We start from the raw sequence: 12,352 nt of genomic DNA on the forward strand, positions 1-12,352 counted from the left end.
ATGATCGAATAACTTTTACTTTGAATTTCTGGACCAGCTGACCTTTATAGCGGTAATTTTATCGGTCTCCAGTTTAATATCTCTATGCACATGAAACGCATTCTTTTTGTAGAACTCCAATGGTGACTTGTATGCCTCCCTATTGTATTTAATATAATCTGCTGATGGGATAACCCATCCATTAAGTTCCGTTCTTTTTTGCCTTGCGAGATTGAGCAATTTGGTTCCATAACCCTCTCCCTGGAATTTTGAATCAAGGATGGCAGCAAACCAACGCTCGCCATCCCGTAGGAAATCAAAATACCAACCTATCAAATGCTCATTTTCATCCAGAAGAATAATATGGTACTGATCCTTCAACTCATTCAAATAGTCTTGGAACTTCTCCAAATTTTCATAAACAAGATTTCGTGGATATTCATTATTCCACAATTTCAGGATCTCACGTTTATTTTTCTGAGATAAAGAATTAAGCTCCACGAATTTCAATTTGCCATTTAGATTTTTTAAACCATTAATTGGTTAACAAGGAATATTTCTTGAAGTTATCCAGGATCGCCTGCCATCCCTGCCTTTGTAATTCAATTGAATTCTGGTTCTCTGCCTCAAAAGTCTCAATGATCTTTACTCCTGACTCCTGCGATTTAAATTCTATTTGAACCAGCCTGCCGTCATCCATTTTATACCTGATCAATTCATTTGGAACTATTTCCAGGTAGATTCCGGAAAAATCAAATCCGGCACTGCCGTCCTTAGCTTCCATATGCCAGTTAAATTTACCTCCTGGTTTTAGATCATTTTCTGCAGCCGGACATTGCCAATCATCACTGGCGAAATTCCAGTGAGTAATATGTGCTGGGGAAGTCCAGAGTTCCCAAACTTTTTCAGGGGATAGATCAATTTCAGTAGAAACGGTAACATTAGTTTTCCCAGATTTTTCCATAATCTTGTTTTTAAGTGGTTTCTAATCCTTGAAATTTTTCATTCTTGAAAGTCGGTACATTAGTATTGCAGCTCTTTTCGCCTGTACCGCTACCTTATTAATATTTCCGGTTTCCTCAACGGTATGATTATCGGCTCCGCTTAATCCAAGGCCATCTACAGCCATACTAACATGACCGGCAGTAAATGAAATATCGGCTGCACCTGCATTTCTTGGATCAACGGCATAAACTTCTCCATATCCCAGGTCCTGACTTATTTGATCATAATACTCCAGCAGGGTTTCAGAGCCGGTTGTTTTTCCGAAGGGAGGATATCCACCATCATCAAAGCTAATCTGTGCACTGGTTTGAGGATAATTTTCTGAAACGATCTTTTTCATGGTCTCTTTAGCCCTCTCCAGCTGCTCCAGGGAAACTGCTCTAAGGTCACCTCTAACCAGAGCTTTTTCTGGAACTACATTTGTTTTACCGAAGGCCGAGCCACCCATCCCATCTTCCTGCAGGTCTATTGAAGTACCTCCTAAAATAAAACCTGGATTAAAAGTAAGATTCTCTTCTGTAGAAAGCTTCTCGTAAAATTCGGTCAGGATTCTGGAAATCTCATAAATAGCACCGTTACCTACTCTTTCTGTAAAAATCTGGGAAGAATGCGCAGGATTTCCAGTCGTTTCCAGCTTCCAGCTCGTAGACCCTCTTCTTGCAATAACTATAGTTTCTTCCTTCCCATCGCCATTCTCAAAACCAAGAGCAACGTCTGCCCATTTAGCTGCATCTACCAGTTCCTTTTTAGAAAGTTTCAGGGGACTTCCGCTTTTTTCTTCGTCTCCGGTCATCACGATTTCTATAGACATATCATCTAAAAGACCTGCATCTTTTAAGGCCTGCATTGCCAGGATAATGATCACATCTCCACCTTTCATATCTCCAACACCGGGACCTTTCATTACCGAATCATTGACCTTACTGGCTTTTTGAAACGGACTATCAAGTTCAAAAACCGTATCCAAATGGCCTATTAAAAGTAATTTCAAACCAGGTTTTCCCTTATGTGTAGCCACCAGATGTCCCGCTCTTCCATAAGCGTCACCAGAAGTAAGCCTGGTTTCAAATCCAAGTTTATCCAGTTCTGTTTTGAACAATCTTCCAACCTCCCGAACGCCTTCAAAATTCATCGTCCCGCTATTGATATTAACGGCATTAGTCAACAACTCAAGGGCTGCATCCTCATGCTTATTAACAGATTCAACGATCTTTTTTTCCTTTTTGTGCAATTGTGAATATGAAAAAATAGGCGACAATAAAAGCACTGAAACAATTATGGATCTAAAAACCATGTATCCTAATTTTAAAATTAAAGTTGAATCCTAAATTACAAAAAGAAAAGGTCAACTTGTTGAAGCCTCAAAGGCAATTTTAAAAGAAGAAAAGGATCGTAAATATCAGGAAGCAGTTACAAGATTATGAGATTGATCCTTTGGCAATTGTCTCGATATATTGCTTAAAATCATGCTTATCATCCACGTGAAATGCCAGGGTGGTAAATTTGCTTTTCCTCCCATAAAGGCCCGTCAAAGTGTATTCCTTATTTAGGTGAAGAATTAGATTATGGCTTTCAAGGGAACCGAGAAAGGAAAGTTTCTTTGTCTCAGAATTAAGCTCTATATCTTTAGCGGAAATTTCTATTGACCTAATATCCTTCAGATCTACTACGGCTTCATTCATGATCCCATACCTAAGATATAATTCTCCATCTTCAATAATAATTGGCCTTTTAGACATAGAACGGAGAAAACCCAATATTTGAATTATAGAATATAAACTAAGAAAAGTGAGGATCCATGCTATTAAACCATTCCACATTGCTAATAGAATGTGTAGTACTATAGTTTCAATAGTTATTAGAAAGATCAAAACCGCCAAAAGTGAGATGGAACCGCTGTCCTTATGATAATGAAATTCATTGGCTTTAAACTCCCTTCTTTTCCAGTTAACAAAGCCATAATAGAAAACAGCAATTTCAGTAACAAAAGGGATCACCAATGGTTTAGGAAGAATTTCTTTGCAGGTTATTTTCAGAATACTATAAAAGTCTCTATTTATCTTTTTATTCAGTTTAAAACTTTGAAAAGCCTTGCGAACATTATAAATAATATAACCTAGTACAGAAAGTTCCAAAACCGGCAAAGCCCAGTTTTTAAAGAGATCCAGGTAATATTGATGTTCTCCCGGAATTATAGTTTTTCCTACAATGAGACCTAAGACCAGCAATGGTATGATGGTGGTTTTTGGTATTTGTGTATTTCTAATAAGAATCAAATAGACCAAGGGAATGATCAACAGTAGATCTATGCTTATACCTATTGAAAGAAGCCTGGTATTCTCTCTGAATTCTGAACTCGTAGTGAGGAGCGCCAGGGCCGCGATCATAAATATAGGTAGCCCAAAAACCAGGTAGTTATAAGTAAGTTTTGAACGAAACATATTTTCTTACTAATTGATCTTCTATAAATAAGACGTTCAAAAGCGAAAGTGTTACAAATAAATTATCACTATCTGATAGGTTTGTCCTTCATGAACTCATCTATATAAGTGGCGATCTCTTCTCCTTTCTCCTCCTGCAAAAAATGACCTGCGCCTTTAATAATTAACGGCTCTTTACCTACCGAACCGGGAATAAGATTAAAAAAGAATTTTTCAAGTCCGCTGAAAACAGGATCTCTATCTGAAAACATTATAAGGGCAGGTTTTTGCCATTTTGAAAGAACTTTTCTGGCCTTGATCATTCTATCCACACCTTCATCATCGGGATGCGATGGCACCAACTGAGGAAAGGCTTTTGCGGCATCTTTATACTTTCTGGCCGGAAAGGGGCAGTCATAAGCCTTTCTAACCTCTTTCGCGATCTTACCAAAACTTGCAAATTTCACGATCCTGCCTGCCGATAGCCATGGATGGTAGCGTGCATACAATTGCCACAATTGGAAATACCAGGGTAATTTTTTCCCTTTTGGTAGAAAAGTGTTTAAAATCACCACTCTTTTAAATTTCTCAGGATACTCCCCTAAAAGACTTAAACCCAATAATCCACCCCAATCCTGAACTATCAGGGTTATATCGTTCTAATCAAGTTTATCGATAAAATTTTTAAGTGCCTTAAAATGAAGATCAAAAGTATAGTTCTTCGACCCCACTATCTTATCAGACTTACCAAAGCCGATCATATCTGGAGCAATAAAACGATAATCCTTTAAGACAGGAATAAATTTTCTGTAAAGGTAAGACCAGGTAGGTTCACCATGAAGCGCCAGGATCACCTCTCCCTCCCCCTCATCTATATAATGCATGTCCAGGGTTCCAAAACTTACATAATTCTCCTTGTATGGAAAATCGGGAATAGATTTGAATCTTTCAGTGTCTGTTTTGAGTACTTCCATCATTTATTCAAATTAATTATCACCAAATCTAAAGACTAGATAGAATGGGAATTTTCAAAGGAATTTTACTCAAGTTAATCATTTATCCTGAAAAGGATAGCCCGGAATAAGATCGAAGTATTTAAGATTTCAGTTTCAGGAAAAGAATAAATAATTGATCTAATCCTCATTCAATAATTCCTGGAATTTTTCAATATATAAACCTACATGGTAACCATCCATCAGGGCATGATGAACGTGAATGGAAACCGGCATTATAAGTTTCCAATTCTCTTGGGTCAACTTCCCGAAAGATATTTTTGGACAGCTGTCTTCATTTGAATAACTTCTAGAATGCGACAGGGAGGAAAATTTTATCCATGGTATCGCTGAATAATGAATTTCATTCTGGCGAACCTCCTCCAGCATTAAACCGCTACCCGAACGTATTCTCGAAATTTCCATTTCGGCATTCTCAATAAAATTTGAAAGCTCTTCATCATAAATAATATGGGAAAAGCCAAAAGTATGATCGGGACGGCTAATGGTAGCCGCTGCATTGATCTTATCGTAGACATACACCTTATCTCCTTCTATCCTGTATCTGAAATTTTCTATGGAATTCACAGCTTTAGTAGACAGGTAGAGATAATAAAGAAAAAAGGAAATATTCTCCTTTTTACATTTCTCGTACGCAATACTGCAATCTACCTCTACCGTTAGACCGAAAAAGGGTTCTTCAAAATTTAAAAAAAATTGAAAATGTTCCTTTCTGTTCCAGCTTGCGATATCTAGTTCGGTCTTCATAAACGCCTGATTTCTGTTTTCTTCAGACCGCAAAATTATTGTTTTTCGCAGACAAGATTCAGAAAATACGCTATTAAAATGTTAACCTGAAAAAGGTTTTAATGTCGGTCTAAGTCTAATTTTTAAGAACGGATATAGGTTTTAGTGACCTCTTTTCCATCTCCGTATGAAACCGATTGTTTGAGAACGACTTCGCCTTCGGGTTTTAGTTCAAAATCCAGCTTTTCATACATTCCGTCTGGCAGGCCGCCATATTCAAAAGAGTTCTTTCCGGTGTAAACAAATACTTTCCCGAAAACTTCATTTTTCACCCATAGATCTCCATCTTTGGAAAAGTACTCTCTCACCTCCCCTGTATCTATATTCTTATACTTTCCAACCAGACTATTCAATGCAGCATCGGTTGGCTTCAGTTTATCGTTCATATTGCAGTCGAAGACAATTTTATGAACATCCTCTTCTTTCTGCAATTTCAGGATGCGGTTTTTTGCCTTAGGACTAATGGTAGAACGATCTTTATCCAGGTACTTATCCCCTTCAAAATAGATCTGTGTGATCAGGCTTTGATATCCGGGAGCTGAAAACATCATATGAAAATGTGCAGGCCTTATCTCTCCTCCGCCAGCGTCATAAGGAACTGGCATTTGGGTTAAAAATTTATAATTCCCATCTTCATCGCAATAAGTGGTACCTCTATATCTAAACTCTTCGCTCTCATTATCATAAACTTCATCATTGGAGCAATGCCACAATTCTACCTTTGCTCTGGCATAAGGAGTGCTGCAATCTTTATGTCTCACTTTCCCTGAAAGTTCAATGACCGCTCCCGGCATACCTTTGATAATAAGATTTTCTCTAACAGGGCTATCCGGGCGGTAAAAAGGTCCTAAAATATCTGAAGTAGTTTCACAATCCCCCACATAATTTTCACCATTAAAGCTGATAAAGCCTGATGTTGAGATTGCAATGATACTGAGTCCGGTAAGTTTAGTAAATTCTCTGCGTTTCATTTTAACTGATCTTTATATTAATAAAATGATCACCAGATAAGTAGAGAAAATTTCAACAACAGTTGAATAAATGGAGATCTTAAATTTACGACAAAATATATTAGCGTATCCTCAATTGCAGGAATTGGTAGAAACTGGAAAACAGATCAATTAGAACTCCTCTTTGCATTCAAAAAATACTTCCATCGAATCTGAAGATAAATAAGTATTTTGCATATCAAATTCGATTATATGAGATCTCTACTTTTCATTTTTATATGTTTTTTCAGTATAAATCTGCTGGCTCAGGATTCCAAACCAGAAGACTATTTATCATTTGAATTTCATAAAAGCAGACGTGAAGCTTTAAGGGCTAAAATGCCTGAAAATTCTGTAGCCGTTTTCTTTGCGAACCCTGTAAGGAACAGGGCAAACGATGTAGATTATGTATATCACCAGGATCCCGATTTTTATTACCTCACGGGTTATAAGGAACCACATGCGGTACTGGTAATTTTTTCTGAGGAGCAAAAAGATAATATGGGTAATGAATTTGATGAGATCCTTTATGTACAGGAGAAAAATCCGCGTGCTGAAATGTGGACAGGATACAGGCTGGGAGTTGAAGGCGCCAAGGAAGAACTTGGATTCGAAACCGTATACAACGGTAAGGACTTTTTAAATGATAACATCGCTTTTTCTGAATTTGAAACTGTATTGCACAAACCATTTACAGATGATTACAGAAATACCAGAGACGAAGCAGACCTCGCAGATCTTATCCAATCCTTTAAAACAAAGGTTTATGAAGAGAAGGTTCCGCAACTTAGCAATGGTTCTTTGAATGTAGAACTCAAACAGGAGGTGACCACAGAACCAAAGATGAATATCGATACCAAAAGCCTGAGGAATTACATGGGAGCCCTTAGACAGATTAAGACTCCGGAAGAGATGGAGCTTCTAAAGAAAGCGGTGAGGATCTCTGCTATGGGGCAGGTAGAGGTAATGAAAGCTATGCACCCCGGTATGTCTGAAACCGAAATTCAAGGTATTCATGAATACGTATATAAAAAATATGGCAGCGAATATGAAGGTTATCCTTCTATTGTTGGAGCAGGTAACAATGGATGTGTGTTGCATTATGTAGAGAACTCCAAAACCAAAGTAGATAACGATCTTGTTCTAATGGACCTTGGTGCAGAATATCATGGCTATACCGCAGATGTTACCAGGACGATTCCCGCAAATGGAAAATTCAGTAAGGAGCAGAAAGCGATCTATAATCTGGTTTATGAGGCGCAGGAAGCAGGAATTGCCGCAGCTGTGGTAGGCAATAATTCTTCAGACACCCACAAAGCAGGACAAAAGATAATAAATGAAGGCTTATACGAATTAGGAATCATCAGCTCTCCCGATGCCAGGCATCTGTATTTTCCACATGGAACTTCTCATCATATAGGCCTCGATGTTCATGATCTGAATACAGGTGGTAGCTTTGAACCAAATATGGTTATCACGGTAGAGCCGGGAATTTATATTCCTGAAGGCAGCGATTGCGATGAAAAATGGTGGGGTATAGCGGTTAGGATCGAAGACGATATTCTTATTACAGAGAATGGTCCCATCAACCTATCGGCAGAAGCGCCGCGCAAGCTAGAAGAAATTGAAAAAATGATGGAAAAGCCATCAGTTTTTGATGAATTCCACCTTCCTGATCTGGATTAAATAGGATCCTTTCAAATTGCCTTTTTAACTAATGTGGGCGTGCATTAAGGCCAAAATCCTGCTCGACCTTAGCATACCATTCTTCATCTGATAGGGCATTCCAGTTTACCCAATCCTCATCACTCATAGAAGCACGCCATTGCAGAAATGGCTCTGCATCTGGCCCCACAGGATGTCTCAATTTCCAGGAATCACTTTCGGCAATCTCAAGGATCTTATCTGCAACCAGGCTAGCATGCGTTGGATGCTTCAGAGATTCTTTAAATAAATTGGAGAATCGCTCTGTAATAGGAGACCTTGTTACCGTATAATTTTTAGAAGAAATATCCCTGGCCATATCAGTATCGATAATACCGGGTTTCACAATTCCCACCCTTATGTTATAAGGCTTCACTTCCTGGGCTAGGGCTTCACTTAAAGCTTCTACCGCAAATTTAGAAGCGCTATATGAGGATAATGGAGAATTAGAAATATGACCGGCAACTGAAGATACATTTATGATACAACCAGATCCGTGCTCTCGCATAGATCTTAAAACAGCTTTTACACAACGTATGATCCCAAAATAATTAGTCTCCATTACCTCTTTGAATTGGGAGATATCCAATTCTTCAATAGTCCCGTGCCGTTCAATTCCGGCATTATTTACCAGGACATCAACTGGCCCATTTTCACTGAGAATAGTTTGAATAGTTTTTTGAACCGACTCGTCTGAATCAACGTCCATCCTGTAACAGGAAATATTAAGAGCTTTTTCTTCAATATGTTTTTTAAGTTCCGTGGCCTTATCTGGGTTTCGCATGGTTGCAAAAACCCTGTAGCCTTTTTTAGCGAAAGCAAGACTTGTTTCCAACCCTATTCCTCTGTTCGCTCCAGTAATAATAACCGATTTCATGATTATATAATTTTAGAAGCAGGTAAGCGGGTAAGAAAGGACTAATAACTTGTTATACAGATATTTAATTTACAACTTTCTAATTATTCAGGCTTATATAAATTAGAAAATTATTCAGTTTAAGATCCTTTAGATGGCTGTTGGAGGTGCCTAACAGTTCCTTCCAGGTTTATTTATACTAACCTATAATTTGAAGTGATATTTATTTATCAGGAGATCTTCAAAATGGTAGGTTATGGATTCGACCTCTAAATTATCTTTTTCAGTGATCAATAGAAACATGAAATTAAAAGGCAAACTCATTGAACTTAAACTAATAATACTTGTTGATTAAAATTTGTGAATATTTATTTCCAAGGAAGCTTCCGCAGATTTTTTTAAAATCTATATTTGGCGTCCCAAAAAAAGAAGATATGAGCGTAATATGGTATGAGTGCAAAGTTAAATACAGAAAAACTCATGAAACCGGAGAAAGTAAGATAACCACTGAAAATTATCTACTGGATGCCGTTTCTTATACAGAGGCAGAAAGCCGTATCACTGAGGAAATGGCGGCATACACCAGTGAGGAATTCAAGATCACCAACATTAAGGTGGCTAATTTCTCTGAGGTACATCCTTTTGAAAATTCAGATAGATGGTTCAAATCCAAGGTTTCTTTAATTTCTTATGATGATGAAAGCGGAAAAGAAAGAAAGTCTAATCTTTATATGCTGGTACAGGCGAACGATGTGAAGGAAGCCTATGAAAATACCGAGCAGGCGATGCAGGGAACTACGGGAGATTATACAATTCCGGCGATCACTGAGTCTCCGATCCTTGATGTATTCCCTTATTTTACCGGAGATGAAGAGGAAGCTGAAAAATTTGCCACGATCAAAAATTCTGAATCTTCTGAAGAAGAAGTTCTGGAAGAAAGTGAAGCTATTTAAACTACAAATAGGTTGCCTCTATAAATGGGGCAACCTTTCCCATTACTGTGTATATACCTCAACCCATAGTCCATATATGCAGAATTAATACACACCCCACAATTTACAACCCTTTACAAAAGCTTGATTATCAAGACCACACACACTGGCATGAGAGTTGCTAGTGACCAAACCTATATGATTTAATACAATCAGGTAATATGAATACAGGCAATAAAATTTTTGCAAATAAAACAACAAACCAATCTACCGATAATACATCTATACCGGTAGAGAATACGACCAATAAATGGGGCATTGTAGTGCTGGTAAGTACTTTCATTTTAATGATTGGAGCTGCTTTTCTGGTTTACAATCTTCAGAGCGATTTTTCAGCATACAATACTGAAAGAATGACCACTACCTGGGGATTGATCTTTTCTATCATCGCAGGGGCCCTTTTTCTTTACAGAGGTGGATTTTTTATCTATAACCTTTACCTCTATTTCAGGTATAAAGTTATCAATTCTGTACCAGACGAGGAATTACCAACCTGTACCGTGATCGTGCCTGCTTACAACGAGGGCAAACAGGTTTATGCTACCTTAATGAGTCTGGCGGCGAGTGATTTCCCAAAAGAAAAATTACAATTGCTAGCTATCGATGATGGTAGTAAAGATGACACCTGGTACTGGATGCAGGAAGCAAAGAATATCCTTGGAGATAGGGTAACCATATTTCAGCAGCCGGAGAATAAAGGTAAGCGTCATGCTCTTTACCGTGGTTTCAACCTGGGCACAGGAGAGGTTTTTGTTACAGTAGACAGTGACTCTGTGGTAAATACAGATACACTGAGAAACCTGGTGAGCCCGTTCGTAGTAAATGAGAAATGTGGTGCTGTAGCCGGGAATATCAGGGTGTTGAATAATGAAAAAGCCTTGCTACCTAAAATGCTTAATGTGAACTTCGTACTTAGTTTCGAATTCATGCGTTCTGCAGAAAGCACACTGGAATCTGTCTTATGTACCCCTGGTGCATTAGCGGCTTACAGAAGTTCTGCTGTATTTGAATGTCTGCCAGAATGGATCAACCAGACCTTTATGGGAAGACCTTCAGATATTGGGGAAGATCGTGCAATGACAAATATGATCCTTAAAAGAGGTAATCATGTATTGTTCCAGAGAAACGCCTATGCCTACACCAATGTACCTGAAAGATACAGCGGACTGTATAAAATGTTCATTAGATGGGGACGAAGCAACGTACGTGAAAATATCGCGATGTCTAAATACGTGTTCACGAATTTTAGAGAAGGTTCAAAGGTTGGTTCCAGACTTTTATTTATCAACCAGTTCCTGAAGATCATTATGAGCTATCCGCTTATTCTGTTAATGTTCTTCTTCGTGGCATCTCATCCGATACTTTTTCTAAGTTCTACGCTACTGAGTATACTTATATACTCTAGTTTTCCTGCATTCTTTTATGCAAAGAGATATACATTATCTGAATCGTTCTGGGCATATTCCTATAGCATCCTGTATACTTTCGGGCTGTTCTGGATCACCCCTTATGCGATCGCGACTGCAAGTAAAAGTGGATGGTTAACTCGAGAGCTTAGTGTAAAAAAATAATTGAACCTTGACCTATGTTTGGGAAGGCCTGTGATCTTAAAGATTACAGGCCTTTTATATTAAGTCTACTGGAGTTCGATCTTATCGATCAATAATTTAAAATCCTGTTCCTTTTTATTCCCTATTAAAAAGGCCACTTGTTCGATCTTATCACCTGAAAAATTCGGCATATCCAGTTTTCTTCCACGGAAGGAAGGATACATTTCTTTCAAAGGAATCTCAATATTCTCCCATTCTCCTGAAGTAGAGAAAGTGTAGATAAAGGAATAATAATCATCAGAACTATTCCTGATCCTGAATTGATAGTCCTTGCCGTCTCCGCGAAGTTTGATCCTGACTTTGGAAAAGCCTTTTACGCTCATTCCATTGAAAGTATATTCTACTAAAGAAAATCCTCCATTATTCTCCAGAGAAACATGGCCGGTAAAAAGTCCGTGTCCTTCTTCAGATAATCTAAAGTTTCCGGAAGATTTACCTCCCATTCCCACATCATTCACTACCCGCCATTCGTTTATATCTGACTTTTTATTAAAATCAAAAATGATTGGTGAATTCATATCTAGCATCAATAAAATAATAAACAGCAAATAATTCATTTCTTCCTATTAATAAATTCAAATACCCTCTAATAAAGAATCCTCAGAGAACTATTTCACTGATCTGGACTACGGGTTCAATATCCGTAAAATTAGGAAGGTCGGCCATGATCTCTTCTGCATTTGGGCTGAAAGATTTGTGAAAGGAATCCATGGATTCAAAATATAGATTTCCAATTGCGATATAAACCGCTGGGGAATCTGGTGCATTCCCACCAAGGCCTTTTTCAACTGAAGCTGATTTTACTGAATCTCCCAGTAATTTAGCTACCAGGCTTACGTGCTGATTAGAATAATAATCCAGATCAAACTTTTTACCATCCTGGTTTGGATACATTACGCTTAATTTAACCATGCCTTTTTCCATAACAGTTATTTTAGTTATTATGAGTACTGATAAGAATGCTCTTTTTGAAGATTTTCTTCAATTCAAGGGGGTCA

12 protein-coding genes and 1 pseudogene are annotated in these 12,352 nt (G+C 38.0%); 3 read left to right on the plus strand and 10 right to left on the minus strand.

What is annotated here, in order from left to right:
• Positions 1-15 precede the first annotated feature (15 nt).
• The 7 genes and pseudogenes from G3I01_RS02895 to G3I01_RS02930 all read right to left on the minus strand — a co-directional run bounded on the left by G3I01_RS02895 (position 16) and on the right by G3I01_RS02930 (position 6,174).
• On the minus strand, positions 16-489 hold the full coding sequence (locus G3I01_RS02895; RefSeq protein ID WP_219550891.1) for a GNAT family N-acetyltransferase: 474 nt from the start codon (positions 487-489) through the stop codon (positions 16-18).
• A gap of 25 nt (positions 490-514) precedes the next feature.
• Entirely contained in the window at positions 515-943 is a 429-nt protein-coding gene (locus G3I01_RS02900) for an SRPBCC family protein (protein ID WP_219550893.1), read from the minus strand.
• A 21-nt stretch (positions 944-964) separates the two neighbouring features.
• Entirely contained in the window at positions 965-2,215 is a 1,251-nt protein-coding gene (locus G3I01_RS02905; RefSeq protein WP_257710690.1) for a M20/M25/M40 family metallo-hydrolase, read from the minus strand.
• Between the two features lie 187 nt (positions 2,216-2,402).
• The gene (locus tag G3I01_RS02910; protein WP_219550897.1) at positions 2,403-3,425 is read right to left on the minus strand and encodes a hypothetical protein; all 1,023 of its coding nucleotides are present in this window, start codon (positions 3,423-3,425) and stop codon (positions 2,403-2,405) included.
• A gap of 68 nt (positions 3,426-3,493) precedes the next feature.
• A pseudogene (locus G3I01_RS17205) lies at positions 3,494-4,381 on the minus strand (haloalkane dehalogenase).
• 156 nt (positions 4,382-4,537) lie between these two features.
• Positions 4,538-5,164 (minus strand): chloramphenicol acetyltransferase, encoded by a 627-nt coding sequence (locus G3I01_RS02925; protein ID WP_219550903.1) that lies wholly within the window; start codon positions 5,162-5,164, stop codon positions 4,538-4,540.
• Positions 5,165-5,286: 122 nt separating this feature from the next.
• Complete coding sequence (locus tag G3I01_RS02930) at positions 5,287-6,174, minus strand: hypothetical protein (protein ID WP_219550905.1); 888 nt, start codon at positions 6,172-6,174, stop codon at positions 5,287-5,289.
• Between the two features lie 231 nt (positions 6,175-6,405).
• Between G3I01_RS02930 and G3I01_RS02935 the strand changes: the two genes are divergently transcribed.
• A complete protein-coding gene (locus tag G3I01_RS02935) occupies positions 6,406-7,878 on the plus strand; it encodes an aminopeptidase P N-terminal domain-containing protein (RefSeq protein WP_219550907.1) in 1,473 nt (490 codons plus the stop codon).
• A gap of 28 nt (positions 7,879-7,906) precedes the next feature.
• Here the strand turns inward: G3I01_RS02935 and G3I01_RS02940 are convergent, their stop codons facing one another.
• On the minus strand, positions 7,907-8,773 hold the full coding sequence (locus G3I01_RS02940) for an SDR family oxidoreductase (RefSeq protein ID WP_219550909.1): 867 nt from the start codon (positions 8,771-8,773) through the stop codon (positions 7,907-7,909).
• A gap of 413 nt (positions 8,774-9,186) precedes the next feature.
• On the opposite strand from G3I01_RS02940, the gene G3I01_RS02945 reads away from it, so the two are divergent.
• Both G3I01_RS02945 and G3I01_RS02950 read left to right on the plus strand, forming a co-directional pair.
• Entirely contained in the window at positions 9,187-9,705 is a 519-nt protein-coding gene (locus G3I01_RS02945; protein ID WP_219550911.1) for a DUF4494 domain-containing protein, read from the plus strand.
• A gap of 200 nt (positions 9,706-9,905) precedes the next feature.
• The gene (locus tag G3I01_RS02950; protein ID WP_219550913.1) at positions 9,906-11,315 is read left to right on the plus strand and encodes a glycosyltransferase family 2 protein; all 1,410 of its coding nucleotides are present in this window, start codon (positions 9,906-9,908) and stop codon (positions 11,313-11,315) included.
• A gap of 65 nt (positions 11,316-11,380) precedes the next feature.
• On the opposite strand, the gene G3I01_RS02955 is transcribed toward G3I01_RS02950, so the two are convergent.
• Positions 11,381-11,911 carry a CIA30 family protein gene (locus tag G3I01_RS02955; RefSeq protein ID WP_257710693.1) on the minus strand — a complete coding sequence of 177 codons (531 nt, stop codon included), beginning with the start codon at positions 11,909-11,911 and terminating at the stop codon, positions 11,381-11,383.
• 43 nt (positions 11,912-11,954) lie between these two features.
• Positions 11,955-12,278 (minus strand): EthD family reductase, encoded by a 324-nt coding sequence (locus tag G3I01_RS02960; RefSeq protein WP_257710695.1) that lies wholly within the window; start codon positions 12,276-12,278, stop codon positions 11,955-11,957.
• Positions 12,279-12,352 lie beyond the last annotated feature (74 nt).

Source organism: Gramella sp. MT6 (assembly GCF_019357415.1).
Taxonomy (GTDB): domain Bacteria; phylum Bacteroidota; class Bacteroidia; order Flavobacteriales; family Flavobacteriaceae; genus Christiangramia.

Bases quoted from the DNA above. Each gene is read 5' to 3' on its own strand.
- G3I01_RS02940 (WP_219550909.1), bottom strand. From the start codon at position 8,773: ATGAAATCGGTTATTATTACTGGAGCGAACAGAGGAATAGGGTTGGAA.
- G3I01_RS02950 (WP_219550913.1), top strand. From the start codon at position 9,906: ATGAATACAGGCAATAAAATTTTTGCAAATAAAACAACAAACCAATCT.
- G3I01_RS02945 (WP_219550911.1), top strand. From the start codon at position 9,187: ATGAGCGTAATATGGTATGAGTGCAAAGTTAAATACAGAAAAACTCAT.
- G3I01_RS02960 (WP_257710695.1), bottom strand. From the start codon at position 12,278: ATGGAAAAAGGCATGGTTAAATTAAGCGTAATGTATCCAAACCAGGAT.
- G3I01_RS02930 (WP_219550905.1), bottom strand. From the start codon at position 6,174: ATGAAACGCAGAGAATTTACTAAACTTACCGGACTCAGTATCATTGCA.
- G3I01_RS02900 (WP_219550893.1), bottom strand. From the start codon at position 943: ATGGAAAAATCTGGGAAAACTAATGTTACCGTTTCTACTGAAATTGAT.
- G3I01_RS02925 (WP_219550903.1), bottom strand. From the start codon at position 5,164: ATGAAGACCGAACTAGATATCGCAAGCTGGAACAGAAAGGAACATTTT.
- G3I01_RS02955 (WP_257710693.1), bottom strand. From the start codon at position 11,911: ATGAATTATTTGCTGTTTATTATTTTATTGATGCTAGATATGAATTCA.
- G3I01_RS02910 (WP_219550897.1), bottom strand. From the start codon at position 3,425: ATGTTTCGTTCAAAACTTACTTATAACTACCTGGTTTTTGGGCTACCT.
- G3I01_RS02935 (WP_219550907.1), top strand. From the start codon at position 6,406: ATGAGATCTCTACTTTTCATTTTTATATGTTTTTTCAGTATAAATCTG.